Source organism: Fulvimarina uroteuthidis (assembly GCF_034321785.1).
Taxonomy (GTDB): Bacteria; Pseudomonadota; Alphaproteobacteria; order Rhizobiales; family Rhizobiaceae; genus Fulvimarina; species Fulvimarina uroteuthidis.
In genome coordinates, this window is the sequence record NZ_JAXLPB010000001.1 from 970,369 (window position 1) to 995,892 (window position 25,524).

24 protein-coding genes are annotated in these 25,524 nt (G+C 66.3%); 15 read left to right on the forward strand and 9 right to left on the reverse strand.

All coding sequences use genetic code 11. From position 1 onward, the window contains the following. Positions 1 to 21: 21 nt before the first annotated feature. The 3 genes from U0C82_RS04495 (at position 22) to rimM (ending at position 2,582) form a co-directional block, all read left to right on the forward strand. Positions 22 to 1,092: an ABC transporter permease gene (locus U0C82_RS04495; protein WP_322185856.1), complete on the forward strand. Its 1,071-nt coding sequence runs from the start codon at positions 22 to 24 to the stop codon at positions 1,090 to 1,092. After that, the gene (locus U0C82_RS04500) at positions 1,089 to 1,874 is read left to right on the forward strand and encodes an ATP-binding cassette domain-containing protein (protein WP_322185857.1); all 786 of its coding nucleotides are present in this window, start codon (positions 1,089 to 1,091) and stop codon (positions 1,872 to 1,874) included. Before U0C82_RS04495 ends, U0C82_RS04500 begins: the two co-directional genes overlap by 4 nt. A 105-nt stretch (positions 1,875 to 1,979) precedes the next feature. Next, the gene (rimM, locus tag U0C82_RS04505) at positions 1,980 to 2,582 is read left to right on the forward strand and encodes a ribosome maturation factor RimM (protein ID WP_322185858.1); all 603 of its coding nucleotides are present in this window, start codon (positions 1,980 to 1,982) and stop codon (positions 2,580 to 2,582) included. 48 nt (positions 2,583 to 2,630) lie between these two features. Here rimM and U0C82_RS04510 read toward each other — a convergent pair whose 3' ends face one another. Then, positions 2,631 to 3,950 (reverse strand): MFS transporter permease, encoded by a 1,320-nt coding sequence (locus tag U0C82_RS04510; RefSeq protein WP_322185859.1) that lies wholly within the window; start codon positions 3,948 to 3,950, stop codon positions 2,631 to 2,633. A gap of 193 nt (positions 3,951 to 4,143) precedes the next feature. Further along, on the reverse strand, positions 4,144 to 4,365 hold the full coding sequence (locus tag U0C82_RS04515; RefSeq protein ID WP_322185860.1) for a DUF3072 domain-containing protein: 222 nt from the start codon (positions 4,363 to 4,365) through the stop codon (positions 4,144 to 4,146). Positions 4,366 to 4,565: 200 nt separating this feature from the next. On the opposite strand from U0C82_RS04515, the gene U0C82_RS04520 reads away from it, so the two are divergent. Next, positions 4,566 to 5,096 carry a hypothetical protein gene (locus U0C82_RS04520; RefSeq protein WP_322185861.1) on the forward strand — a complete coding sequence of 177 codons (531 nt, stop codon included), beginning with the start codon at positions 4,566 to 4,568 and terminating at the stop codon, positions 5,094 to 5,096. Positions 5,097 to 5,151: 55 nt separating this feature from the next. Then, on the forward strand, positions 5,152 to 5,508 hold the full coding sequence (locus U0C82_RS04525) for a hypothetical protein (RefSeq protein ID WP_322185862.1): 357 nt from the start codon (positions 5,152 to 5,154) through the stop codon (positions 5,506 to 5,508). 64 nt (positions 5,509 to 5,572) lie between these two features. Here U0C82_RS04525 and U0C82_RS04530 read toward each other — a convergent pair whose 3' ends face one another. Genes U0C82_RS04530 through tsaD form a run of 4 tightly spaced genes read right to left on the reverse strand, consistent with a single transcriptional unit; the run spans position 5,573 to position 8,457 of the window. Further along, positions 5,573 to 6,010, reverse strand: coding sequence for an EVE domain-containing protein (locus U0C82_RS04530; RefSeq protein WP_322185863.1), 438 nt, complete (start codon positions 6,008 to 6,010; stop codon positions 5,573 to 5,575). An 11-nt stretch (positions 6,011 to 6,021) separates the two neighbouring features. Next, complete coding sequence (locus U0C82_RS04535; protein ID WP_322185864.1) at positions 6,022 to 6,312, reverse strand: YciI-like protein; 291 nt, start codon at positions 6,310 to 6,312, stop codon at positions 6,022 to 6,024. A 37-nt stretch (positions 6,313 to 6,349) separates the two neighbouring features. Beyond that, positions 6,350 to 7,336 carry an NAD(P)H-dependent glycerol-3-phosphate dehydrogenase gene (locus U0C82_RS04540; protein ID WP_322185865.1) on the reverse strand — a complete coding sequence of 329 codons (987 nt, stop codon included), beginning with the start codon at positions 7,334 to 7,336 and terminating at the stop codon, positions 6,350 to 6,352. After that, positions 7,333 to 8,457, reverse strand: coding sequence for a tRNA (adenosine(37)-N6)-threonylcarbamoyltransferase complex transferase subunit TsaD (gene tsaD / locus U0C82_RS04545; protein WP_322185866.1), 1,125 nt, complete (start codon positions 8,455 to 8,457; stop codon positions 7,333 to 7,335). Before tsaD ends, U0C82_RS04540 begins: the two co-directional genes overlap by 4 nt. Positions 8,458 to 8,680: 223 nt before the next feature. On the opposite strand from tsaD, the gene hemC reads away from it, so the two are divergent. The 4 genes from hemC (at position 8,681) to U0C82_RS04565 (ending at position 13,765) form a co-directional block, all read left to right on the forward strand. Further along, positions 8,681 to 9,631 carry a hydroxymethylbilane synthase gene (gene hemC, locus U0C82_RS04550; protein WP_322185867.1) on the forward strand — a complete coding sequence of 317 codons (951 nt, stop codon included), beginning with the start codon at positions 8,681 to 8,683 and terminating at the stop codon, positions 9,629 to 9,631. Between the two features lie 14 nt (positions 9,632 to 9,645). Further along, positions 9,646 to 10,347 (forward strand): uroporphyrinogen-III synthase, encoded by a 702-nt coding sequence (locus tag U0C82_RS04555; RefSeq protein ID WP_322185868.1) that lies wholly within the window; start codon positions 9,646 to 9,648, stop codon positions 10,345 to 10,347. Between the two features lie 178 nt (positions 10,348 to 10,525). Next, complete coding sequence (locus U0C82_RS04560) at positions 10,526 to 12,157, forward strand: hypothetical protein (protein ID WP_322185869.1); 1,632 nt, start codon at positions 10,526 to 10,528, stop codon at positions 12,155 to 12,157. An 18-nt stretch (positions 12,158 to 12,175) separates the two neighbouring features. Beyond that, positions 12,176 to 13,765 carry a heme biosynthesis protein HemY gene (locus tag U0C82_RS04565; RefSeq protein ID WP_322185870.1) on the forward strand — a complete coding sequence of 530 codons (1,590 nt, stop codon included), beginning with the start codon at positions 12,176 to 12,178 and terminating at the stop codon, positions 13,763 to 13,765. Positions 13,766 to 13,946: 181 nt separating this feature from the next. Here U0C82_RS04565 and U0C82_RS04570 read toward each other — a convergent pair whose 3' ends face one another. Further along, the gene (locus U0C82_RS04570) at positions 13,947 to 15,164 is read right to left on the reverse strand and encodes a sensor histidine kinase (protein WP_322185871.1); all 1,218 of its coding nucleotides are present in this window, start codon (positions 15,162 to 15,164) and stop codon (positions 13,947 to 13,949) included. Positions 15,165 to 15,393: 229 nt separating this feature from the next. Here U0C82_RS04570 and polA point away from each other — a divergent pair, with 229 nt between their 5' ends. From polA to U0C82_RS04595, 5 genes are all read left to right on the forward strand, one after another. Next, positions 15,394 to 18,315 (forward strand): DNA polymerase I, encoded by a 2,922-nt coding sequence (gene polA, locus U0C82_RS04575; protein ID WP_322185872.1) that lies wholly within the window; start codon positions 15,394 to 15,396, stop codon positions 18,313 to 18,315. Between the two features lie 72 nt (positions 18,316 to 18,387). Then, positions 18,388 to 19,113, forward strand: a complete 726-nt coding sequence (gene pyrF, locus U0C82_RS04580; RefSeq protein WP_322185873.1) for an orotidine-5'-phosphate decarboxylase — start codon at positions 18,388 to 18,390, stop codon at positions 19,111 to 19,113. Between the two features lie 38 nt (positions 19,114 to 19,151). Then, on the forward strand, positions 19,152 to 19,445 hold the full coding sequence (locus tag U0C82_RS04585) for a DUF1330 domain-containing protein (protein ID WP_322185874.1): 294 nt from the start codon (positions 19,152 to 19,154) through the stop codon (positions 19,443 to 19,445). A 40-nt stretch (positions 19,446 to 19,485) separates the two neighbouring features. Beyond that, positions 19,486 to 20,001: a GNAT family N-acetyltransferase gene (locus tag U0C82_RS04590; RefSeq protein ID WP_322185875.1), complete on the forward strand. Its 516-nt coding sequence runs from the start codon at positions 19,486 to 19,488 to the stop codon at positions 19,999 to 20,001. Between the two features lie 96 nt (positions 20,002 to 20,097). Continuing rightward, positions 20,098 to 22,602 (forward strand): polyhydroxyalkanoate depolymerase, encoded by a 2,505-nt coding sequence (locus tag U0C82_RS04595; RefSeq protein ID WP_322185876.1) that lies wholly within the window; start codon positions 20,098 to 20,100, stop codon positions 22,600 to 22,602. 133 nt (positions 22,603 to 22,735) lie between these two features. On the opposite strand, the gene U0C82_RS04600 is transcribed toward U0C82_RS04595, so the two are convergent. Next, entirely contained in the window at positions 22,736 to 23,428 is a 693-nt protein-coding gene (locus U0C82_RS04600) for a glutathione S-transferase family protein (RefSeq protein ID WP_322185877.1), read from the reverse strand. A gap of 239 nt (positions 23,429 to 23,667) precedes the next feature. Here U0C82_RS04600 and U0C82_RS04605 point away from each other — a divergent pair, with 239 nt between their 5' ends. Beyond that, entirely contained in the window at positions 23,668 to 24,591 is a 924-nt protein-coding gene (locus U0C82_RS04605; protein ID WP_322185878.1) for an undecaprenyl-diphosphate phosphatase, read from the forward strand. Between the two features lie 85 nt (positions 24,592 to 24,676). On the opposite strand, the gene U0C82_RS04610 is transcribed toward U0C82_RS04605, so the two are convergent. Then, positions 24,677 to 25,477, reverse strand: coding sequence for a sulfite exporter TauE/SafE family protein (locus U0C82_RS04610; protein WP_322185879.1), 801 nt, complete (start codon positions 25,475 to 25,477; stop codon positions 24,677 to 24,679). Between the last annotated feature and the right edge of the window lie 47 nt (positions 25,478 to 25,524).

The following is a 25,524-nucleotide window of genomic DNA, read 5'->3' on the forward strand; positions in this document are numbered from 1 at the left end:
TCATGATGGAGCAACCACGCCATGAGCCAAACCGGCGGCAAGGGGACGGAGTACGAATCGTCCCTCAAAGATAGCGACAAGGCGGTCGCACGGTTCGAACACAAGTCGCGGGGGCTGCTGGGCAACACCCAGCATTTTCTCCACGGCAATCCGACGATGGTCCCGGTCATCGTTCTGACGATGTCGGTGGTCGCCTTCGGCCTCGTCTCGCCGAACTTCTTCTCCGCCTTCAACCTGTCGCTGATCATGCAGCAGGTGGCGATCGTCGGCATTCTTGCGGCCGCCCAGAGTCTCGTCATTCTGACCGCGGGCATCGACCTGTCGGTTGCCGCCGTCATGATGATGATCTCGGTCATCATGGGCCGGCTCTCGGTCGAATTCGGTCTTCCGGTTCCCCTCGCCATTCTCGTCGGCATGGTCTGCGGCGCGGGCACGGGCCTGCTCAACGGCGTCCTGGTCACCAAGGTCAAGCTGCCGCCCTTCATCACCACGCTCGGCACCTGGAACATCTTCCTCGCGCTGAACTATTATTTCTCCAATCGCGAGACGATCCGCTCGCAGACGCTGGACGCGGAGGCTCCGCTCCTCAAGCTGTTCGGCGAGCGGTTCAACCTGGGCGGCGCGGTGCTCACCTGGGGCGTCGTCCTGATGGTCGTGATCTTCGCGCTCCTCTGGTACATCCTCAACCGGACCGCCTTCGGCCGCCACATCTACGCGATCGGCGACGACAAGGAAGCGGCAGACCTGTCCGGCATCCGCACGGACCGCACCCTGATCGGCGTCTACATGCTGTCCGGCGTGATCTGCGCCATCGCCGCCTGGGCCTCGATCGGCCGCGTGGGATCGGTGTCGCCGACCTCGTTCTTCGAAGCCAATCTGGAATCGATCACCGCCGTCGTCATCGGCGGAATCTCGCTGTTCGGCGGGCGCGGATCGATCCTCGGCCCGCTCATCGGCGCGATCATCGTGGGCGTCTTCAATTCGGGCCTTCGCCTTGCCGGCGTCGACGTCCTCTGGCAGCTTTTCGCGACGGGCTGGCTGATCATCGTCGCGGTCGCGATCGACCAATGGATCCGGAGGATCTCGTCATGACGAAGCCGACACCGACCCTGCAGGGCCGCAACATCGTCAAGCGCTACGGCCGCGTCACCGCCATCGACCATGCCGATTTCGACCTTTATCCCGGCGAGATCCTTGCCGTGATCGGCGACAATGGCGCGGGCAAGTCCTCGCTGATCAAGGCCGTGTCCGGCGCCGTGGTGCCGGACGAAGGCGAGATCCGCCTGCACGGCGAACCGGTGCGGTTCGCCTCGCCCATCGAGGCGAAGGATGCCGGCATCGAGACCGTCTATCAGCAGCTCGCTCTGTCGCCGGCACTCTCCATCGCCGACAACATGTTTCTCGGGCGCGAAATCCGCAAGAAGGGGTTTGCCGGCAAGTATCTGCGCATGCTCGATCGCCCCGCGATGGAGAAGATCGCCCGCGACAAGCTATCCGAGCTCGGCCTGATGACGATCCAGAATATCAACCAGGCGGTCGAGACCTTGTCGGGCGGCCAGCGCCAGGGCGTCGCCGTCGCGCGGGCCGCCGCGTTCGGCTCGAAGGTGATCATTCTCGACGAGCCGACGGCAGCGCTCGGCGTGAAGGAAAGCCGCAAGGTTCTGGAACTGATCCAGGACGTGCGCTCGCGCGGCATTCCGATCGTCCTCATCTCGCACAACATGCCGCACGTCTTCGAGATCGCCGATCGCATCCATGTGCACCGGCTCGGCAAGCGGCTTTGCGTCATCGATCCGAAGCAGGCGACGATGAACGACGCAGTCGCGCTGATGACCGGCGCGAAGGCACCGGAAAAATCGATGGAGGCGGCCTGATCCCGGATCCGCGAAGGTTTGACGCGTGCGCGACAAGGCTTATGAGAGAAAGCCCTGCCCTCGAAGGCAGGGCTTTTTCGTTTCATCTGCGGACGGTCGAACTCGATGACGCTTGAAAACCCCGTTCTCCTTGGAATCATTGGAGGTGCGCACGGCATTCGCGGCGAATGCCGGGTGAAATCCTACACCGACATTCCCACCGATCTCGGCGCCTACGGCCCCCTGCAGGATGCCGACGGCAACCGCTACACCGTGAAATCGGCGCGCAAGCAGAAGAACGTCGTCGTCGTCACGTTCGCGGAGGTCACCGACCGCAACCATGCCGAACGGATCAACGGCCGCGAACTCTTCGTCGAGCGGGCGCTCCTGCCGGAACCCGAGGATGACGACGAGTTCTATCTCGACGATCTGGAAGGCCTGACGGTCGAGACGCTGGCGGGCGAGGCGGTGGGGACCGTCATCGCCGTCCACAATTTCGGCGCTGGCGATCTCCTCGAGGTCGCGCCCGACGAGGGCATGACGATCATGATCCCCTTCTCCGAGGCCGCCATTCCCGAACTCGACATCGAGACGGGCATCCTGCGGGTCGATCCCGGCCCGGCAGGCCTTCTGAAGGATGGGGGTGCGCAAGAGGACGAAGACGCAGGATATGACGAGGAGACGGGCGACGGCGGCGAAGATGGGGACATGGACCGCTCGAACGGCTGAAGCACCCGCGCAGAGCTCCCGGCGCGAGGGGATGCGCCGCCTGCGTCCTCAACGCCCGTCGCCGGCATCCTGCTGGACGTCCTCGAGCCGGGCCGCGGTGACCGTCGCGCCAAGGCAGAGAACGGCGAACGCGGCGAGCACGCAGGGCGTGCCGAGCCTGTCGGCGAGAAGGCCGAACGCGCCCATGGCCAGAAGCACCGCGCCGATGATTGTGTTCGAGACCGCCGTATAGACGGCCCGGTCCTCGGGCCTTGCCATGTCGGTAAGATGGATCGACCGGCCCTGCCGGACACCCTGATAGGCGAGCATCAGACAGAACAGCGCGAAGGGGGCTGCGATCGGCCAGAGCGCCCGTGTCGCTTCCGCCAGCGCCAGCCCCGAGGAGACGGCGAGCACGACGAACCCCGCCATCGCCGAACAGATCAGAACCGCGCGGCTGGAGCGGTCCGACAGCCAGCCCCAGACCGAGGATCCGACAATCGCCGCAAGCGAGGAGGCAAGAACGAAGCTGCCCAGGGTTCCAAGCGCCTCGCCGCCATTTTCGCCAGCCGAAAGAAGCAGATAGGGCGGCGCGACCGCCGTTGCGGTGAGAAGCGCCCGGGTGGTGACGAACAGGCGGAACTGTCGGTCGGCCCATGCGCGGCGTCCATTGTCGAGGATCGCTTTCAGCCCGCTTTCGCCGCCCTCGTTGGCGCCGGCCTCTTCCGCCAGCATCGTGAAGCTGAAGGCGGCGGCCGCGAACAGCGCGCCGCCGATGCCAAGGCCGACGAGAAGAACCGTCCTGTCGAGCGGCAGAACGTCGAGGGCGAGCGCCGCGCCGTAGACGAGCACCAGCGCTGCCGCGATGGAACCCGCCATGCCGGTGATCGCGCCGCGCCGTGTCTTGGAGATCGTCTTGCCGAGAACGTCCTTGTAGGACACGGACGCCAGCGAACGGCCGAGCGCGAACAGGGCGAGAAAGGCCGCCACCGACCAGCCGGCGACCGCGCCCTCGAACGCGACGAGACATGCGGCCATCGCGAAGATCGCTGCCGCTTCGATGGCCGAGCCGAGACTCCAGATCCATTTGCGGCGCGGCATCGCGCGGACATGGTGGGCCGTGAATATCTGCGGAAGCAGCGCCAGCGATTCGCGGATCGGCACCAGGAGCCCGATCGCCGCACCCGGCGCGCCGACCGACTGCAGAAGCCAGGGCAGTATGAGCTTGGGATCGAGAAGCCCGTCGCCGGCCTTCGTGGCGGTCAGGCTGATCAGGTGAATGCCGGCATTTTGCGGCTGGTCCCGGCAGGCACTGGCCGGAATATCCCTGCAGACCCGGTTTTCCTCGTCCTCGAAGAACAGGTCGCCGAGATTGCGAACAAGGCTCATCCTGCCCACTCCAGTCCTTCAGGCCGCGTGATCCATCCAGTTTGGAACGATTCCAGAAAGGATCAAGGGCGAACGCATGGAATGGCGCCGCAGCATGGACTGTGGCATCGCACCTCCGGCGTGCGAGGCGGCTCGAAACCGCGCGCGTCGAGCGTTACGACGCGCGCGGATGGATCGGATCAGGTCGCGCGGATCAATCGCCGCCGACGCGCTTGCTCTGGCCCTGCAGCTTGTCGATCATGATCGAGGCATCGGCCTTGTCGAGTGTCTCGTCGAACGGCGTGCCGGTCTCTTCGCACAAGGTTTTCAGGTAAGAGGCCTGGGCACCGGTCATCGGCTCGTTTCCGGTCGTCCAGTCGGCAGGGTCCTTCTCGGTGTTCGACGAGCTATCGGTCTTGGGTGTCGCATCGGACATGGAATGTCTCTTCGGTTCGATCTCAACTGTTCCTGAAATGTTCCGGCCATCCGAAGGTTCCGCGGTTCAAGATGTCGCAGTCCCGGCTTCATCCGGCATTAGCCACGTGACGAGAAACATTCGCGCAGGCCTCTGTCGCCTGGCTCCGGACAGCTGGCCGAAAGCCGACCTTAACATCTTCGGTAGCAGATTTTGCCGGGATGACCCTCGAGCGCACCCCCTTCCCCGGAAGCGAAGCGACGGCCGTGGAGATCTTCCGTCTCGCGGAAGAATATCGCATCGCGGCCAACGCCCTTTCTGCGCTCGGCCGGTCCGGCGACCATTTGTCCCGCGCGCCCTTCCGGCTGACGGCGACCCATGCGGTCGAACTCTATCTCAACGCATGGATGCTGCTGGACGGGGTCAGTCCGGCGGCCATCCGTGCGCTTCACCATGACCTTGGGAAGCGCGCCGATCATGCCCTGGCGTCCGGTCTCGGCCTTCGCGGCAGGACGGCCGCCCATCTCGTCGCCATGTCCGACCGGCGTGAATATCTCGTCAGCCGATACGCGCCCCGGCAGTTCGGCACGCTGTCACAGATCAATCGGCTCACCGCCACGATGGACGAGATCGCGGCCAAGGTGAAGCAGCGCATCGATCGCCAGGCGGCGACAGGCGCTCCCGACGTTTGCGGGCGGGACAATATGTGCAGGTCGCAGAAGGTGGCCGAATCGGCGCCGCGACCGAGATAGCCGGGAGTAACCCGGTCCGGTCGCGATGCGACCCCCTTCCATCGAGGATTTGTCCATGCGCCTTCCGCTACTCGCCGCAACCGCCGCCCTTGCCTTCGCGGCACCGGCATTCGCCCAATCGTCGGCTGACGACATCCGCTCGGCCCTCGTCGGCAACACGTTCCAGGGCGGCATGGGGGGCGCTGCCTATACGAGCTATTTCGGCGAGGACGGCACCTATGCTGACGCCACGACCACCGGCCGATACGAGATCACCGACGAGGGCGTGTGCTATCCGGACACCGAATATGGCTGCTATCAGGCGACCATAGAAGGCGACCGGCTCGAATGGTCGAAGGACGGCGAGAGCCAGGGCACCGGCACCATCGTCGAGGGCAACCCGCTCGGCTTCGGCGAAGACGCCGCGCAGTAAGGTGCGCGACCTCCGCCGCTCGCCCGGCGGATCGGGCGGCGGCGGCTGGATGCGTGGGGGCGGTCTAGCCGCCCATCGCTTCGGCCGGATCGAGACCGCCCAGTTCGCAGACGAGCCGGAACTCGGCCTCCTCGACGGGCTGCACCGACAGGCGCGAATTGTTGACGAGGATCATGTCCTTCAGCCGCTCGTCGTTCTTCACCTGATCGAGCGTGACGGGCCTCGGCACGTCCATCACCGCCTTGACGTCGACGCACTCCCACCGGTCGCCGTCGGCCGTGGAGTCCCGATGGGCTTCCGCGATCACCTCGACGATCCCGACGACCGCCTTGCCCTCGTTGGAATGGTAGAAGAAGCCGCGATCGCCGACCTTCATCTCGCGCATGAAATTGCGGGCCTGATAATTGCGCACGCCATCCCATTCCTGGCCGGCATCGCCCTTCGCCTTCTGCATGTCGAAGGACCATTTGAAGGGTTCGGACTTGAACAACCAGTAACGCAATGCGTGTCTCCTCAGGCGTCCGCCGGCTTCTTGATCGCCCAGACCCAGGGACGCACGGTGACGGTTTCGAACAGCCCGGCACGGGCATAAGGGTCGCGGCCGGCAATCTCCTGGGCTTCGGCCTTGTCCCTGGCTTCGACGACGACGAGGCTGCCGCAGGGGGCTTCCTCGTCGTTCAGGAAGGGACCTGCGAACGACAGCGTCTCGCCGAGCCCGTTCAGGAAGTCGACATGCTCCGGGCGCGTCGCCTTGCGCAATTCGAGACTGTTCGGCTTGTCCTCGCAGATGATGGCAAACAACATGGGTGATCTCCTCCTCGCAAACTGATGGTTCGCAGCGTTAGACGCTCTCGGCTTCCCGGCGCAAGGGGCGGGCGAGAAGGGTCCGCATCGCCTCGTCGACCGAAATCTCGCCGGCGAGAATGTGCGAGACCACCTCGAGGATCGGCGCCTCGATGGCCCGCTCGCGGGCAAGCCTTGCCGCGATCCCGGCGGAATAGACGCCCTCGGCAAGCTTCAGGTCCGTGCGGTCGACGCCGCGGCCAAGGGCGACGCCATAGGCGAAATTGCGCGACTGTTCGCTGGAACAGGTGAGGATCAGATCGCCGAGGCCCGACAGGCCCATCAGGGTTTCGGGCTGCGCCCCGAACGCGTCGCCGAGCCGGCGCAGTTCGGCAAATCCACGCGTGACGATGGCGGCCTTGGCCGATTCGCCGAGCCCGCGCCCGATCGCCATGCCGGCGGCCAGCGCGAGAACGTTCTTCAGCGCGCCGCCCGCCTCGACGCCTGCGATATCGTCGCTGGCATAGCAGCGGAACGCCTCGGTCGAAAGCTGCTCGCTCGCCGCTTCCGCAAGCGCGATCGTGGGCGCCGCCACCGTCACGGCCGTCGGCAGGCCCCTTGCGACATCGCGGGCAAAGCTCGGGCCGGACAGGACGCAGAACGGATTGTCGGCAAGGCGCTCCCGAACGATCTGCGAGGCGAACCGTCCGCTCTTCCGGTCGATCCCCTTGGCGCAGAGGACCAGGAGGGCCGTCTTCGGCACGAAGCGCGCCAAAGCCTCGCTCGCCCCGTCGAGCGCCTGCGCCGGCAGAACGAACAGCACGGTCTCGGCGTGCTCCAGGGCAATCCGGGGATCGCTCGTCGCGCGCAGCGCGGCCGGCAGCTCGATATCCGGCAGATAGGCGGCGTTGCGGTGCTCGGCGGCGATGGCGGCCATCGCCGCCGCGTCGCGCCCGTAAAGCACGACATCGTTGCCGGCCCTTGCGTAAAGGCTGGCGAGCGCGGTGCCCCAGGCCCCCGCCCCGATCACGGTGATCTGTTTCATGCCTTGGCTCCCCTGCGTCCAGACCCGACTAGCGGTGCGGCGGTCTCGTCCAGCGGCCAGCGCGAGCGCACGGGCGTATCGAGCCGGTCGACGAGGCCCGCCTCGAAGCGCTCGAGGCCGGCATAGGCGATCATCGCACCATTGTCGGTGCAAAGCCTGAGCGGCGGCGCGACGAGCGTGAAGCCCGCTTTTCTCGCCGCTTCGTCCAGCCGTTGCCGGATGGTTTCATTGGCCGCCACGCCGCCGGCGACCGCCACCGTCGGAACCGCGATATCGGAATATTCGGCGCGAAATCTCGCGAATGCACGCATCATCCGATCGGCGATCACGTCCGCGCAAGCCATCTGGAAGCTCGCGCAGAGGTCGCCGACGTCGACCGCGCTCAAGGGAGCGGCCTTCAGGGCCGCCTGCCGCACGGCCGTCTTCAGGCCGGAAAAGGAGAAATCGAGGCGCGTTTCGCCGCGCGTGGGGCGGGGCAGCGCAAAGCGTTTCGGATCGCCGCCGCGCGCCGCCGCTTCCACCTTCGGGCCGCCGGGAGAGCCGAGTTCGAGCAGCTTGGCCGTCTTGTCGAACGCCTCGCCGAGCGCGTCGTCGATCGTCGTCCCCCAGCGCTCGTAAGCGCCGAGACCGCGTACCAGAACGATCTGCGTGTGCCCGCCGGACACGAGCAGCATGAGATAGGGATAGGCGAGCGCGTCGGTGAGGCGCGGCGTCAGCGCGTGACCTTCCAGATGGTTGACCGCGATGAAGGGCAGTCCGCGCCCATGGGCGATCGCGCGGGCGGTGACCGACCCCACGATCAGGCCGCCGATAAGGCCCGGACCGGACGTCGCCGCAACGCAAGAGACGGCGGACAGATCGATGCCGGCCGCATCGAGCGCGGCGGACACGATGCCGTCCAGCGCTTCGGCGTGGGCGCGCGCCGCGATTTCCGGCACGACGCCGCCGAAGGCGGCATGGTCGTCGATCTGGCTGTAGATGATGTTCGAGCGGATGACCGGCATGCCCGAGGCATCGCGCGTGACGATGGCGGCCGCCGTCTCGTCGCAACTCGTCTCGATGCCGAGAATGACGGGCGTGCCGAAGCCTCGGTCCGCCACCAGGAAATCTGCGCTGTTCATGCCGAACGCCGTCCTCATGTCCGATGCGGCGTTCTCGCAGGTCCGGGCGCGGGATGGAAGTGCGGGAAGGCTTCGCGCCGATCCAGTGTCCGGTCCCGCGAACCCTGCACGCCTGCCGTTTTGCGTGAAAAGCCGGGGCCATCCGTTGCCACGGGCCGCCCCGCCTGCCTATTGATGACAAACGAACGTGACCACGCGAGACTGACAACGGGCGGACGACGACATGGCCGAGACTGACAGGATCTTCAAGATCGGAACCCGTGGCAGCCCGCTCGCGCTTGCCCAGGCGAGCGAAGTCCGCGCCCGTCTCATCGCCGCCCACGGGCTGTCGGAGGCCGACTTCGCGATCGAGGTGATCTCGACAGCCGGCGACCGCATTCTCGACCGGCCGCTGTCCGAGGTCGGCGGCAAGGGCCTGTTCACCAAGGAGATCGAGGCCGCGCTTCTCGACGGGCGGATCGATCTGGCGGTTCATTCCTCCAAGGACATGGCGACGGCGATCCCCGACGGGCTTCATATTTCGGCGTTCCTCGAGCGCGAGGACGTACGCGACGCCTTCATCGGGCGCGACGCCCGGACCATTGCAGACCTTCCCGAGGGTGCGACCGTCGGCTCGGCCTCGCTGCGCCGTCAGGCGCTTTTGAAGCGCATGCGTCCCGATCTCAGGACGATCATGTTCCGCGGCAACGTCCAGACCCGGCTGCGCAAGCTTGCCGAAGGGCATGCGGACGCGACGCTTCTGGCCATTGCCGGCCTCAACCGCATGGAGATGGCCCATCACGCCACTGACATCCTGTCGCCGGAGGAGTTTCCGCCGGCGCCGGGCCAGGGCGCGATCTGCATCGAGAGCCGGGACGCGGACACCCGCGTCGACGAACTGGTGGCGGCCATCGCGCATCGGGAGACCACGCACACGCTCCATGCCGAGCGCGCGTTCCTGAAGGTTCTCGACGGCTCCTGCCGCACCCCGATCGCCGCGCGCGCCGTTCTGGCCCATGACGGCCGGATGAGCTTTCACGGCATGATCCTTCGGCCCGACGGAACGGAGGTCCACGAGATCCACGAGGCGGGCGACGCCGATGCCGCAACCGAGATCGGCGAACGTGCCGGTCGCGCCGTCCTCGCAAAGGCAGGCCCCCGTTTCTTCGACGGGTGGGGCGAGCCGCAGCCTTGAGGGCGAGCGCCTCCATGACGCGCGTTCTCGTCGTCCGCGAGGAGGCGGCCGCCCGCGACACCGCGCGGCAGCTGTCGGCCCTCGGCCGCGATCCGGTCAGCTGCCCGCTGGAGGAGGTGGTCCGGCTGAGGACGCCCGTGCCGCAGACGACGTTCGACGGCTTCGTCGTGACCAGCGCGCAGGCTGCCGAAGCGCTCGCCGACGCCTTTCCGAACGACAACCGCATCTGCTTTGCCGTCGGCGAGGCGACGGCGAATGCGGTGCGGGCATGCGGCTTCGAAAATGTCGCCGCCGGCGACGGGCGGGCGGAAACCCTGCCGCGTCTCGTCGAATCCGCGTTCGGACATGCCCTGCCGGGTGCCACGCTGCTGTATGCGGCAGGTCGAAACCGGACCGGCGCCCTCGAAGCTGCCGTGACCGGAACCTCGATCGCGCTGCGGGCCTGGGAGGTCTACGACATCGTCCGGCGCACGCCTCCGGATCGGGAGATCGACGCGCTTTTCCAAGGCGATGCCATCGGCGCGGTGCTTCTTCTGTCAAAGGCGCAGGCGATGGCGTTCGCGGATATCCTCCTGCCGCGGTTCGAGGCGCTCCAGCCGCCCCCGCGCCTCCTGTGCCTGTCGGCGCGAATCGCCGAGGCATTCCCGGCCCGTGCGCGCGAATTGATCAAAATTTCCGACGCGCCGAGCCTCGTCTCGCTTTTCGAACGGCTTTGATCGCCTAGTTTCACCGAAACGGAAGCGTGAAACTTGCGCTCGATCTTCGAATGGGTGACGAATTGGCGGTAACGTACTTCGCTGGCAACCAGAAGCGGCTCGACGTTTCGCTTGAGATGATGGAGCTGTCCCGATGACGAACCGCCCGCGTCGTTCGCGAGCCAACCGTTCGCGAAACGTGACGATCGATGGAGACGCGAAGAAGGTCGATGCGCCGGTCGAAGCTGGCGACGGCACGCGATCCACGCCGGACGAGACATTCACCGAAACTGACGAAACCCATGCGCAGTCGGAAGTATTGAGCGAGCCTATGGCTGAAAACGATTCAAAACTCGAAAAACCCGTTCATGACGACCCGGCGCAGGATGCGGCGATGGGCGAACGCGCGGACATGGACGATCACGACAAGTCGTTGCCGGCACCGGCCGAGCAGCCGGCGACCGCTGCGGCGCCGCCCAGGCCCGCCGACGACGAGCCCGTGGCGGGCGCGCAGACCAGCGGCAAAGGAGCCGAGGGCGACAGCCGGTCCGGCAGGAATTCCGACTGGTCGAAGACCGGCGGCTATCAGGGCCAGGCAGCGGTGACGCGCACGCCCGATCCGGTGCGCTCGACGGGCGCGGCAGGGAACGCAGGGCCGGACGATCGCACCGGACGCGCCGCAATCCCGGCGACCGCCTCCGCCGGCACGACGTCGCCCTCCGATGCGACCGGACGGTCGGGTGTCGGCTTCGGCGGCGCCCTGTTCGCGGGTCTGATCGGTGCCGCCTCGGCCCTCGCCGTGGCTGCCTATCTCTTTCAGACCGGCTATTTCGATCCGCGCCCCGAGGAGGTCGCCGCCGCCGATACGACGACTTCGCAGATCGAGCGTCTCGAGCAGGAACTCGCCGCCCTTCGTACGCAGGTCGATGAGAGCACGGCGGCGGCGGGCGCCCAGGACGAAAGCGTTCCGGGTCTCACGCCCGAGGAGGTGAATGCGTTGAACAGTCGTCTCCAGGCGCTGGAGACGAGCGCTTCGGACGCGGCATCCGGCCAGGCCGGCGCGGCGGAAGCGGCCGAGGACATTGCCGAACTGCGCCAGACCCTCAGCGAGACGCAGGAGACGGCCAGCGCCGCCCAGGACACCGCAACGGGTGCGCAGACCGCGGCCGAGGAGGCCGCGCAGTCCGCGTCCTCGGCACAATCCTCGGTCGAGGCGCTGCAATCCTCCCTCGAGGAGACCCGCCAGACGTTCGAAACGCGCCTTGCGTCCATCGAGCAGCGGCAGGCCGACGCTTCGACGGCGCTGGCCGCGGCCGGATTGAAGAGCGCGATCGACAGCGGCGGGGCGTTCGAGACCGAACTTCAGAATTTTGCTGATGCGGGCGGCGCGCAGGAAGCCACGGAGACGCTGCGGCCCTACGCCGGAAGCGGGGTGCCGACAGCCGGAATGCTCGCGGAACGCTGGAACGATGTCGAAGGCGCGGTCTCTGCAGCCCTCACCGGTCCGGGCACGGACGCGCCCATCGGCGATCAGGTGATGGCAGGTTTCAGGTCGCTGGTGGAAACCCGCCCGAGCGGCGAGATCCCGGCCGACGCGACCTCGCCGGATGCGGTGATCGCGAAGCTCGACCGCGCCATTTCCGCTGGTGATCTTCAGGGCTTTGTCCAGGAATGGCAGACCCTGCCGGACGACGCCAAGCAGGCCGGCAGCGCGTTCTTCGCCGACGTCGAGGCCCGTCTGGCTGCAAACAAGGCGTTGTCGGATGCCATCTCCGCGACGCAATCGAACGGCTCGAGCGTGGATGCGCCCGGCCAGAACAACCAGGGATAACGGGAGCCACTGCCAAACATGTGGGGCATACTGACATTCTTCATCCTGATCCTTGCACTCTACCTCGGCTTCGGCTGGCTGGCGGATAATCCTGGGTCTGCGACATTCGCGTGGCAGGGACAGACCGTCGAAGTCTCGATGATCATCTTCCTTGCCATCGCGGTCGCCGTCATCGTCGCCTCGATCCTTCTGGTCTGGGTCCTCGTCAAGCTCTTCAGGGCTCCGGCGACGGCGTCGACGTGGAACCGGCGGCGGCGCAACAGCAAGGGCCACGATTACCTGACGCGTGGCGTTCTGGCTGCCGGCGCCGGGAACGCGACCTTGGCGCGCCAGATGATCAAGAAGAGCGAAGGCCGGATCGGCAGCGACGACAGGGCCATTCTCGGCTTCCTGGATGCCCAGACCGCCCTCATCGAAGGCGATCACGAGCGCGCGGTGTCGATCTTCCGCGGCATGGAAGACGATCCGAACACGAAGCTTCTGGCCCTGCGCGGTCTGTTCCTCGAGGCCAAGCGTGTCGGCGATCTGTCCGCACAGGAATATTACGCCGAGCGTGCGTTGCGCATCGCGCCGAACCTTCCATGGGCGGCGGAGGCGGTTCTCGAGCGCAAATCGTCGAGCCGCGACTGGGACGGCGCCCTGCGGGTTCTCGAAGCCCAACGTTCGATCGACATGGTCGCCGACAAGGAAGCCAAGCGCCTGCGCGCCATTCTGCTGACGGCGAAGGCGAAGGATCAGGCCGACGCCGATCCGAAGTCCGCACGCGCGACGGCGCGCAGTGCCCAGAAGCTCGCACCGGACTTCGTGCCTGCCGCCCTCGTCGCCGCGCAGGCCGCTCTCCGCCTCAACGATTCGCGCAGGGCGACCCGGTATCTGGAGACGACTTGGGTGAATGCGCCGCACCCGGACATTGCGGAGGCCTATGTGCATGCGCGGGCCGGCGACAGCGCCAAGGACCGGCTTCGCCGGGCCGAGAAGCTGAAGGGCCTCTACGAGAATCATCCCGATTCCGACATCGCAGTCGCCCGCGCGGCCCTGGATGCCGGGGATTACGATCTGGCCCGCGCGTCCGCGCTCGATGCGGCCGACAAGCGTCCGACCGAAAGCGTCTATCTGCTGCTTGCCGATATCGAGGAAGAGCAGAGCGGCGAGGTCGGCCGTATTCGCGAATGGCTGGCGAAGGCGATCGGCGCGCCGCGCGATTGCGTGTGGATGGCCGACGGCGTCATTCTGGAGGACTGGCAGCCCATCTCGCCGGTCACGCACAAGCTCGGTGCGGTCGAGTGGAAGTCGCCGGTCGAACATGACGGGACGAGCGGCAGGCCCGTGCTCGAGGCGCGGGCGCGCGATCACGGTGAAAGCGCCCGGGTCATCGGATCGCGCCAGAGCGAGATGAATGGATCGAACGGTACGCAGGACGGCCCGTCGTCCGCATCCGATGCGGCGCCTACAAAGCCGAAGACGGAAGCGAACGCACCCGTTCAGAGCGTCCAGCCGAAATATTCCGTCGCGAAGAACGGCGCGAATTCGAACGCGGTGACGTATCCGAGCGCGCTTCTCGCCATCAAGGCCGATACGAACGCACCCGGAGCGGCCGGCCAGCGCTGACGGATCGCACGGGGGACGGCCGGTTCGCGCCGTCACCCGCCGTCCCTCGTCAGGGGTCGGCCTATTGCGATGAGGAAGTTCCTTCGGGGCATCGGATCGTCGGATCCGGTGCCCCGAATTCGTTGTCAGGGTTGCAGCATGCGATCAGGAAACCGCGTTCCGATCGCCTGTCGCACGCCGGTTACTGATCGGCGGCAACCGGACGGCGGAACCGAACGGTCGCGACGAGCCCACCCGGGCGCCAGTCGTAATCGATCTGGCCGCCGGCCGCCTGCAACATGCGGCGGATGAGCTTCAGGCCGAACCCCTCGGTCACGGGCGCGGAGGATATTTCCGGACCGCCCTCTTCCGACCAGATCGCCGCCACGCCCTCCTCGGTTTCCATCCATTCGACATGCACGGTGCCGCCGGCCTTCGACAGGGCGCCGTACTTGACTGCGTTCGTCGCAAGCTCGTGGATGAGAAGCGCCAGCGTCGTCAGGTCGAACTCGATCTGGATCGCATGCCCCGACGAGACCGTGACGCGGGTTTCGTAAGGCATCAGCACGAGCTTGGATGTCTCGATCGGATCGAACATCTTCTTGGCCGTCGTGCCGTCGCGATCGAGCGCGGCAAGGCCGGCCTGGCTTGCCCGCGCGAGCGCAGAGACGCGCTCGCCCAGAAGAACGATCGCCTTTTCCGGATGGCCGTTCGTGTCGGCCTCGCGCTTGGACAGGGAGATGAGGGAGTTGACCACCGTGAAGAGGTTCTTGACCCGGTGGCGCATCTCGCCGCCCAGCAGCCGCTCTCGCTCCAGCGCTTCGTTCAGTTCCCGCCGCCGCGCGGCGCGCTCGATGACCACGGACAGGACATTCGCGATCCCCTGCAGGAAGGTGATGTCGGCCTGCGTGAACTTGTAGCTGTTGCGCGAATCGGCCTCCAGCACGCCATGCGGCGTGCCACCGTCGCGCACGGGAACGTTGAGCGCGCGGCGCACCCCGTGATCCACCAGCAGCTTCGGCGTGCGGAACCGTGTTTCGGTGTCCAGATGGTTCGACAGGACGGGCTGGCCGGTCTGGAAGGCATAGCCTGCGGGGCTCGCCATGTCGGTGGCCAGCGAGACGACGCCGATCGTCCCCTCTTCCCAACCGACCCCGGCCCGCACCAGAAGGTCCGCCTCGACCGGGCGATAGTGAAGGAACTTGCACAGTTCGACATTCAGCCCCTGCGCGCCGATCAGCGTCGCCTGATGCATGATCTCGTCGAGCGAGGTGCAGCGCAGCGCGAAGAGGCCGAATTCGGACACGAGCTTTTGCTGCTGCAATCTGTAGGCGAGCTCTTCCTTGGCAGACGCGGTAAAGTCCGGTTGGTCGGGTTCACCGCCGATCTGTTCCCCGCCCAGTCTATCCATCTCACTCATGACTTACCGCTTTTGCAAGAATGCCCTTCTGCGTATGATCGTATGACCGTTAGAGGATGCAAGCGCCGATGACCACGTCCTCAGGGCCACATATGATCTCATTTTTGGTGGTTTGTTCGGCCCCTGTCGCAAAACCCGTTCGCCGGGGATCGGCCGGTGCCGGCGGAGGATCGATTTCGGCGCTCCGGCAGATGGACTCTCCGCGTCCTGCAAGCTACCTCTGACGACCATGAAAAAGGGCGATCATCTCTTCCTCGTCGACGGCTCGGCATATATTTTCAGGGCCTATCACGCGCTGCCGCCACTCACCCGCAAGTCGGACGGGTTGCCGGTCGGGGCGGTGTCGGGCTTCTGCAACATGCTGTGGAAGCTGGTCGAAGAATCGCGCGACACCTCCGTGGGCGTGGTGCCGACCCATTTTGCGGTCATCTTCGACTATTCGTCCACGACGTTCCGCAACACGCTCTACTCCGAATACAAGGCGAATCGCGAGGCGCCGCCCGAAGATCTGAAGCCCCAGTTCGGACTGATCCGCGAGGCCGTGCGCGCCTTCGACCTGCCCTGCATCGAGAAGGAAGGCTTCGAGGCGGACGATCTCATCGCGACCTATACCCGGCTTGCGGTCGAGGCCGGCGGCGACGTCACCATCGTGTCCTCCGACAAGGACCTGATGCAACTCGTCGGCCCGAACGTCATCCTCTACGACCAGATGAAGGACAAGCGCCTCGGCGCGCAGGAGGTGAAGGAGAAGTTCGGCGTCTATCCCGAGAAGATGATCGATCTCCAGGCGCTGTGCGGCGACACCTCGGACAACGTGCCGGGCGTCCCCGGCATCGGCCCGAAGACGGCCGCGCAGCTTCTCGAGGAGTACGGAACGCTCGAGGAGCTTCTGGAGCGCGCGCCGGAGATCAAGCAGACCAAGCGGCGCGAGAACCTCATCGCCTTCGCCGACCAGGCGCGCCTGTCGAAGCGTCTCGTCACGCTCGACGCCGACACGCCGCTGGGCGACGGCGAACAGCTCGACGACCTGTTCATCCACGAGCCCGACGGCGAAAAGCTCGTCGCCTACCTGAAGGCGATGGAGTTCACCACCCTGACCCGCCGCGTGGCCGCGGCGCTCGATACCGATGCGAGCGACGTCGAAAGCGCCGATCTGAAGATCGAAGGCGTGCCGCGCGGCCCCGATCTCGATCCGTTCGAAGTCCCGGATGCGCCCGGAGATACGGTGTTCACCGCGACCCCGGCCCGGCTCGCCGCCAGGCTGAAGGACGGCGCGACCGGCCAGGCGATCGATCGATCGCGCTATGTCACGATCCGCGATGCGCAGACGCTCCGTTCCTGGATGGACAGGGCCCGCGACAAGGGCAGCATGGCTTTCGATACCGAAACGAGCCAGTTGTCGGCGATGAACGGCGATCTTGTCGGCGTCTCCTTCGCGATCTCGCCGGGGGAAGCGGCCTACGTGCCCATCGCCCACGTCGCGGCCGACGCCGATCTTCTCAGCGGGCCGAAGGACGCAACGAGCCTCGGCGGGCAGATCCCGCTCGGCGAGGCGCTCGATATCCTGAAGCCCGTCCTGGAAGACGCCTCGGTCCTCAAGATCGGCCAGAACATCAAGTACGATCTCCTCGTCATGCTGCAGCACGGCATCGCCATGACGCCGATCGACGACACCATGCTGATCTCCTATGCCCTCGATGCCTCGAGCGGCCTCGAAGGCCACGGCATGGACGAATTGTCCGAGCGCTGGCTCGGCCACAAGCCGATCAGCTACAAGGAGCTCTGCGGCTCCGGGCGGACCGCGCGGCCCATCGCGGCAGTGGAGATCGACAAGGTCACCGAATATGCCGCGGAAGACGCGGACGTGACGCTGCGGCTGTGGCAGGTCCTGAAGCCGCGCCTTGCCGCCGAACGACTCGCCCATGTCTACGAGCGGCTCGAACGGCCGCTCGCGCCGGTGCTTGCCCGCATGGAGCAGCGCGGCATCATGGTCGACCGGCAGATCCTGTCGCGGCTGTCCGGCCGGTTCAGCCAGAAACAGGCCGGCATCGAGGCCGACATCGCCCAGATGGCCGGCGAAGAGTTCAATCCGGGCTCGCCCAAGCAGCTCGGCGAGATCCTGTTCGGCAAGCTGGGCCTGCCCGGCGGCAAGAAGACCAAGTCCGGCCAATGGTCGACGGATGCCCGGGTGCTGGAGGATCTGGCGGCGGAAGGCCACGATCTGCCGCGGCGCATCGTCGACTGGCGCCAGCTTACCAAGCTGAAGGGCACCTATACCGATGCCCTGCCCTCGCACATGGACGAGAACGGCCGCATCCACACCTCGTTCTCCATGGCCTCGACCACGACGGGCCGGCTCTCCTCGTCGGAGCCGAACCTGCAGAACATTCCGGTGCGCACCGAGGAAGGCCGGGCGATCCGCACCGCCTTCGTCGCCCCGAAGGGCAAGAAGCTCGTTTCGGCAGACTACAGCCAGATCGAGCTGCGCATTCTCGCCCACATCGCCGACATCCCGCAGTTGAAGGACGCCTTCCGGAACGGCATCGACATCCATGCGATGACCGCCTCGGAAATGTTCGGCGTTCCCGTCGAGGGCATGGATCCGATGGTGCGGCGGCGGGCGAAGGCCATCAATTTCGGCATCATCTACGGCATTTCCGCCTTCGGCCTCGCCAACCAGCTGTCGATCCCGCGGGAGGAGGCGGGCCTCTACATCAAGCGCTATTTCGAGCGCTTTCCCGGCATTCGCGACTATATGGACCAGACGAAGGCCTACGCGAAGAAGCACGGCTATGTCGAAACCCTGTTCGGGCGGCGGGCGCACTATCCCGACATCACCTCCAAGAACCCGCAGGTCCGCGCCTTCAACGAGCGCGCGGCGATCAACGCGCCGATCCAGGGGACGGCCGCCGACGTGATCCGCCGGGCGATGGTGCGCATGGAAAGCGCGCTCGAGACGGCCGGGCTCTCGGCACAGATGCTGCTGCAGGTCCACGACGAACTCATCTTCGAGGTCGACGACAGCGAGATCGACGAGACGATCGCGGTCGTCAGGCGCGTCATGGAAGCGGCGCCCGGCCCAAGCGTCAGCCTGTCGGTGCCGCTCGAAGTGGACGCCAAGGCCGCCACGAACTGGGACGAAGCCCATTAGGCCGCAGGGCGAAACCGACCCGATCCCGGCTTACCGGCAAGCCGTCCGTCACACCAACGAAGAAGCATGGCCATGAACGAGAGCGAATTCAGACCCGGGCAGGCCGTGGCGACACGCGACAGGCTGATCGTCGGCCTCGACGTCGCCACGCCCAGCGAGGCCATGCGCCTCGTCGAATGGCTGGGCGATGACGTCTCGACCTACAAGATCGGCTATCAGCTCGCCTATTCCGGCGGCCTGCCGCTGGTCACCGAGCTTTCGAAGGCCGGCAAGTCGGTGTTTCTGGACTTGAAGCTCCTCGACATTCCGAACACCGTCGCCAAGGGCGTGGAAAGCGCCCTGTCCCTCGGCGCGGCCATGCTGACCGTTCATGCCTACCCCCACGCCATGCGCGCGGCGATGGATGCCGCCAGGGGTTCGGATCTCCTGGTTCTCGGCGTGACCGTCCTCACCGCGCTCGACGATGCGGACCTTCTCGAGGCCGGCTACGCCACGACCGTCGCCGATCTGGTGGCCAAGCGCGCGCGCCAGGCAGGCGAGATCGGCATGGGCGGGCTGGTGGCGTCCGCCGCCGAAGCCGCCTTCATCCGCGCGATCATCGGTGCGGATTTGGCGCTGGTCACGCCCGGCATCCGGCCGAAGGGCGCGGCGGCCGGCGACCAGAAGCGGATCGTGACACCGGCGGACGCCTTGCGCGCCGGCGCGTCGCATCTCGTCGTCGCCCGCCCGATCGTCGCCGCGGACGATCCCCGGCTTGCGGCGCGCAGCATCCTTGCCGAAATGGCAGCTGCCCCATAGGTACCATGCCATCAGGAACCCGAGCGAGGACGTCGGACATGCCCAAAGGATACTGGATCGCCCGCGTCGATGTTCGCGATCCCGATCGCTACAAGGACTATGTCGAAACGGCGAAGCCCGCCTTTTCCGAGTTCGGCGGCCGGTTCCTCGTGCGCGGTGGCGCGGTGACCGAGCTCGAGGGCAGCGCCCGTCCGCGCAACGTGGTCATCGAATTCGACAGCGTGGAGAAGGCGCAGGCCTGCTACGACAGCCCGGCCTACCGGAAGGCCGCCGCGATCCGGCAGGCGATCGCCGAGGCCGACGTCTTCATCGTCGAGGGGCATGACGGATAGACCCATGCCACCGAAGGGCGGACGCAAGGCATTCAAGGGCATGGCGCCGAAGGGCTACGCGATCCACATGATGGAGCCGGGCGAGGTTCCGACGCTGCTGGCATTGCACGAAAGCGCGCGGGAAATCGAGCCCCCGGCCGTCGCAACCTCCGGTGATCCGGCCTTCGCGCTGAACGAATTCACCCGCTTCCTGCTTGCGCACGAGGTTTTCGTCGCGCGTGAGAAGAAGACCGGGGAGCGGCTCGGCTTCGCGGCGGCGGCGGCCGAGCACGACCTTTACTGGATCGCCCGCCTTGCCGTGCGCCCCGATGTTGCGGGCATCGGTCTCGATGGGGCGCTGCTCAGGGCCGTTGCAGAGCGCGCACACTGGTTCTTCTATCGTGCGCTGGGCGTCCCGGTCGCTGGCGCCGCGTCGCGAAGCGCGTCATTCTATCAGAACCACGGATTTATCCGCATTCCCCAAACGGACCTGCCGGCGTGGCTCGACACGAAGCGACGCAGGGTAGCGGACGGTGACGACCCGGACGACCGGATCGTCATGCTCAAATGGTTGTGACGCTTACATGACAGACAGGCCTTCCGGCTGAGCGAAATTTGTGCAGCGCAGCATAGTCTGGTAGGATCGGCGTAAATCAGGACGGAAACAGGGCCTATGTTGTATTACCTCTACGAATGGAACCACGCGATGCTGGCGCCGATGCGCGCGGCCGCGGACGTGACCCGTATCGCATACCAGAACCCGCTGAACCCGATCTCGCGCACGACGGTCGGCCGATCGATCGCAGCCGCGGCCGAACTGTTCGAGCGCACAACGCGCGTCTACGCCAAGCCGTCCTTCGACATCACCGAGACCGTGGTCGGCCACACCCGCGTCGACGTGAAAGAGACCGTGGTTCTCGACTTGCCGTTCTGCCAGCTCCTGCACTTCGAGCGGCAATTGCCGAAGGATCGCAAGTCCGATCCCCGCTTCCTCGTCGTCGCGCCGCTGTCCGGCCATCATGCGACGCTCCTGCGGGGCACGGTCGAGGCGCTGCTTCCCTATGCGGACGTCTACATCACGGACTGGAAGGATGCACGCACGGTCCCGATCGAGGACGGCAAGTTCGATCTGAGCGATTACACCCAGTACGTCATCGACTTCCTGCGCCATCTCGGCCCAGACACCCACGTGCTGGGCGTCTGCCAGCCGGCCGTACCGGTGCTGATGGCGGTCGCGCACATGGAAATGCACGGCGACGACTGCTATCCGGCGACGATGACGCTGATGGGCGGCCCGCTCGACACCCGCATCAACCCGACCGCCGTGAACCGGCTCGCCCAGGAGAAGGGCATCGACTGGTTCCGCGACAATGTCATCATGCAGGTCCCCTTCCCCCAGCCCGGCTTCCGGCGCCTTGTCTATCCCGGCTTCCTGCAGCTCACCGGCTTCATGTCGATGAACCTTGACCGCCACATGGCGGCGCACAAGGACTTCTACTGGCATCTCGTCAAGGATGACGGGGACTCGGCGGAAAAGCACCGCACCTTCTACGACGAATACAATGCCGTGATGGACATGACGGCGGAGTTCTACCTGGAGACCGTCGAAGAGGTCTTCATCAAGCATTCGCTCCCGAAGGGCACGATCCGGTTCAACGACGAGACGATCGATCTCACCGCCATCAAGCGCGTCGCGCTCCTCACCGTCGAGGGCGAGAACGACGATATCTCCGGCGTCGGCCAGACGGAAGCGGCGCACGACATGTGCCCGAACATCCCGGAGGACATGCGCGTCCATTACGTGCAGCCCAAGGTCGGCCATTACGGCGTGTTCAACGGCTCCCGCTTTAAGGCGGAAATCGTGCCCCGCATCATCGATTTCGCGCTGACCCATGGAACGACCCACGGGACGGCGGACCTGCCGAAGAAGACCGAGGTCACCAAGCGGGAGGGTCGCAATTTCGGCGCCCACGCCGAGCGCCGCGCCAAGGCGGGCGAGCTCGGCCAGCGGCTCGGCGCTGGCGGCGAAACCGGAATCGCCGATCCGCTGATGTTCGAGAACAACATGTTCGCCGTCGGCGAGCGCTTCATGCGCGCGTTCGCGGAACCGGCGGGGGATGCGTTCGCGCAGGTGCTTCGCTCGAAAGAGCGCGGCACGAAATCGGTCGAATCCGCCAAGGTCGAAATCCCGGCCAAGACGGGCGCGAGCGCCGCGCCGGCCAAGCCCGCCGACACGTCGAAGGCCGAGCCCGCGCCGGCCAAGCCGGCCAGGGCGAAAGTCGAGGCCGAAGCGAAGACGGCCAAGGCGTCTCACCCGGCAGCGAAGACCGGCACGGCCAGGAGCGAGACCCAGAAGGCCGACACGAAGACAGCCGAGACGGACAAGACGAGCGCGGGCAAGACGAGCGCGGGCAAGACGAGCGCGGGCAAGAGCAACGCACAACCGGCGAAGACGGCTTCGGAGGCGGCGGACAAGCCGTCCGCCGGCGAGCCCTCGCCCGCCGACGCCAAGCCTTCGAAAGCCGAAGGAGCCAAGGCCGAGCCGGTCAAGGCCGAAACCGCAAAGTCGGCCGTGAAGACGGAGGCTTCTTCGAAGCCGGACGCGAAGGCGGACAGCACCAAGGCAGACGCGAAGGCTGAAAGCGCGAAGGCGGACGCCTCGAAGCCGGCGGCGACGGCGGAGACGTCGAAAGACGGCAAGCCTACCGGGACCAAGCCGGTCGACGCAAAGGCCGAGCCCGCCCCAAAGCCGACCCCAAAGCCGACCGAGGCAAAGCGCGAAGATCAGGGCAAGGCCGCCGATGCGCCGGCCCAGATCGCGACCGACGAAGCAAGGCCCGGGACCGAGAGTGGCGGGTCGACAGCAACACCGGACGAGGCGAAGCCGGTCGCGAAAGCCGCGGCGCCGAAGCCGGACGAGACCGCCGGCAACGCAGGGACCGCGCCTTCGAAAGCCGATGCGCCGAAGAACGCGACCGCGTCCAATCCCGACGCCGCCGCAAGGCCGGAGACGGAGACGAAGACGAACCCGGCACCAGCAGCCGCCGCTGCGGCCGCCGCCAAGGAGCCGGCCAGACGCGAGACGGTGTCGCCATCGCCCGCAAGACGGCCGTCCCCGCCCGCGCCCAAGCCCGGCGGCAACCGCCGCGCGCGCCGCTCGGCGGCCCGCAAGAAATAAGCCGGCGGCCGGCCTCCTATGTACCGGCCTCCTATGTATAAGGCCCGGCGCTCCTCAACGGAGTGCCGGGCCTTTATCGTTTCAGCCCGTTTGTCTCACGCGCGCGGCGACGCGATCGCCACGACGCGCCGCGTCAGAAATCCAGATCCGCATAATGCTGCACCGCCGGCACGCCGCGCACCTTTTCGCTGAGGAGCGGCCGGAACGAGGGACGCGACTTGATGCGGCTGTACCATTCCTTTGCCGCCGGCTCGTTCTCCCACGGGATTTCGCCGAGATAGTCGAGAACCGATAGAGCGGCCGCGGCGGCGAGGTCGGCCTGGGTCATACGCGAGCCCGCGAGCCAGTTCCGGTTTTCCGCAAGCCATCCGATGTAGCGCAGATGATGCTTGGAATTGGCGCGGGCGGCGCGGATGGCGCCGGCATCGGGCGAACCGCCGCCGTCCTCCTTCGACATTTCCAGCTTGAAGACGCGCTCGCGGACCAGATAGCGCGTCACCTCCTGATCGAACTTGTCGATGAACCATTCGGTGAGACGGCGCACCTCGGCGCGCTCGGCCGGCTTTTCCGGCATCAGGCGCTTGTCGCGGGCGAACACGCCGTGGGTCTCGTCGAGATATTCCCCGACGATCACCCCGCCCACCACCGCCGGCCCATCGTCCTCGACCAGCACGGGCAAGGTCGCGGCCGGGTTCATCGCCAGGAACTCCCGCCGACGCTCCCAGGGACGCTCTTCGACGAGTTCGAGCTTCTCGCCATATTCGCCGGCCAGAAGCCGGATGTAGCGGGAGGCGGCGGACATGGGATGGTGGAAGAGTTTTAGCATCTGTCCTGTATCGATCGCATTCACGTAAGGTTCTGCAGCTATGGAGGGCAAAACGGTTGGGTTTTCACCCGTTTAGACCAAATCACCGCGAAAGAAACATCCCGGCAGTGTTTGCAGAAATCCGTCAACGGGTGGTGAACGGTTCGCTCGCCGGATAAAGCCACGGCGCAATGCGTCATCACCACACCAAACGATATCGAGAGACCCGTGGCCGTCTGCGGGCATAGGGGACAGTAGGTATGGACAACGGCTCGATCATCAATGCCGTCATATTGGGGATCACGGAAGGGCTGACCGAGTTTCTGCCGGTGTCGTCGACCGGCCACATCCTGTTGCTCGGCCATTTTCTCGGCTTCGAATCGACCGGCTTCGTGTTCGAGATCGTCATCCAGCTCGGCGCGATCCTGGCGATCCTCCTGGTCTATTTCGCCAGGCTCTGGAAGCTGTTCGTCACCCTGCCGTCCAGCGCGCGCAGCCGGCGCTTCGTCGCCGGCATCCTGCTCGCCTTCCTGCCGGCGGCCTTCATCGGCGTGCTCGCCCACGGCTTCATCAAGACCGTTCTGTTCGACACGCCCCTCGTCATCTGCGCGGCGCTGATCGTCGGCGGCATCCTGTTGCTGGTCATCGACAAGATGCCCCTGAAGGTCCGCTACACCGATATCATGGACTATCCGCTTTCGCTCTGCCTGAAGATCGGGATCTTCCAGTGCCTCGCCATGATTCCCGGCACGTCCCGCTCCGGCGCGACCATTGCGGGCTCGCTCCTGATGGGCACCGACAAGCGCTCGGCGGCCGAATTTTCGTTCTTTCTCGCCATGCCGACCATGTTCGGCGCCGTCGTCTACGATCTCTACAAGAACCGCGACTATCTCTCCTCGGACGATCTCGGCCTGATGGCGGTGGGGTTCGTCTGCGCCTTCGTCGCCGCGCTGATCGTCGTGCGCTCGCTTCTCGACTTCGTCACCCGCCACGGATTTGCACCCTTCGCCTGGTGGCGGATCGGTGTCGGTGTTCTCGGGATCGGTCTGATCTTCGCGCTGTCGCCGGAGGGCGCGATGACCGAGCAGCCGCGCGCCTCGATGAGCGGCGCCGTGACCGGCAGCGCGTCGAGCGCGTCTGCGGCCCCCGTCACCACCGGGAAGACCGATCGCCCGCACCCCTGACGAGACCCGTGACGGGCAACGCCCTCTCCTTGCGTGCAGGATGGGCTCGGACAGGCGATCGGCGTTGCTTCTGGTCGACGGGGGATCAACCGATCAGGCCGGCCAGTCCTCGCCGCACCAGCTCGAAGGCGAGGACGATCAGCATGATGTTCAGCGCCTTGCGAAACAGGCGCTCGTCGAGACGTCCGAGCACGCTCGTGCCGGCCAGCGTGCCCAGAAAGCCGGTCACGGTCATCGCGGCCGCAAGCACCGCATAGGGCCCGAGCACGACGCCGGCGACGAGGAAGGCCGCGACCTTCAGCGCGTGCTGGCTGGCGTTCACGGCCGCCATGGTCGCCACCACCTGCTTGCGCTCCGAGAAGGCCCGCGTGAACAGCACGGCATTGAGCGGCCCGCTCGCCCCGACGAACATGGACAGAAACGTCGTGACGGCGCCCGCCAGCGCGTACTGCCAGTCCTTCAGGCGGCCGAGGGCGGGAAGCTTCAGGACGATCGTCATCATGATGAAGCTGCCGAGAAGGAGCCGCAGCACCGCCTCGGGAAGCGTCACCACCGTCAGCGCGCCGATCGCCGCGCCGATCAGCCCTCCCAGGATGAACGGCATCGCCTTGTCCCAGCGCACCGCACGGCGCTGGACGCCGAGCCTGCCGGCATTGGAGGCGAACTGCACGACCCCGTGCAGCGGGATCAGCACCGCGACCGGCAGGGCGAAGCTCATCAAAGCGAGCAGCGTCACCCCGCCGCCGAGCCCGAAGGCCGCCGTCAGCGCGGAGGTGAAGAAGCTTGCCGCTACGAGGCCGAGCCCGACCCACAGCGGCATGCCGGGCGCAATCCATTCGGCAAGGGTCACGGTCGATGAGAAGCCTTCGCGCTTGCCTTCGGGCATCGGCCCGAAGATCGGAATCGATCTTCGGAAAGACCGATGCGTGAAAC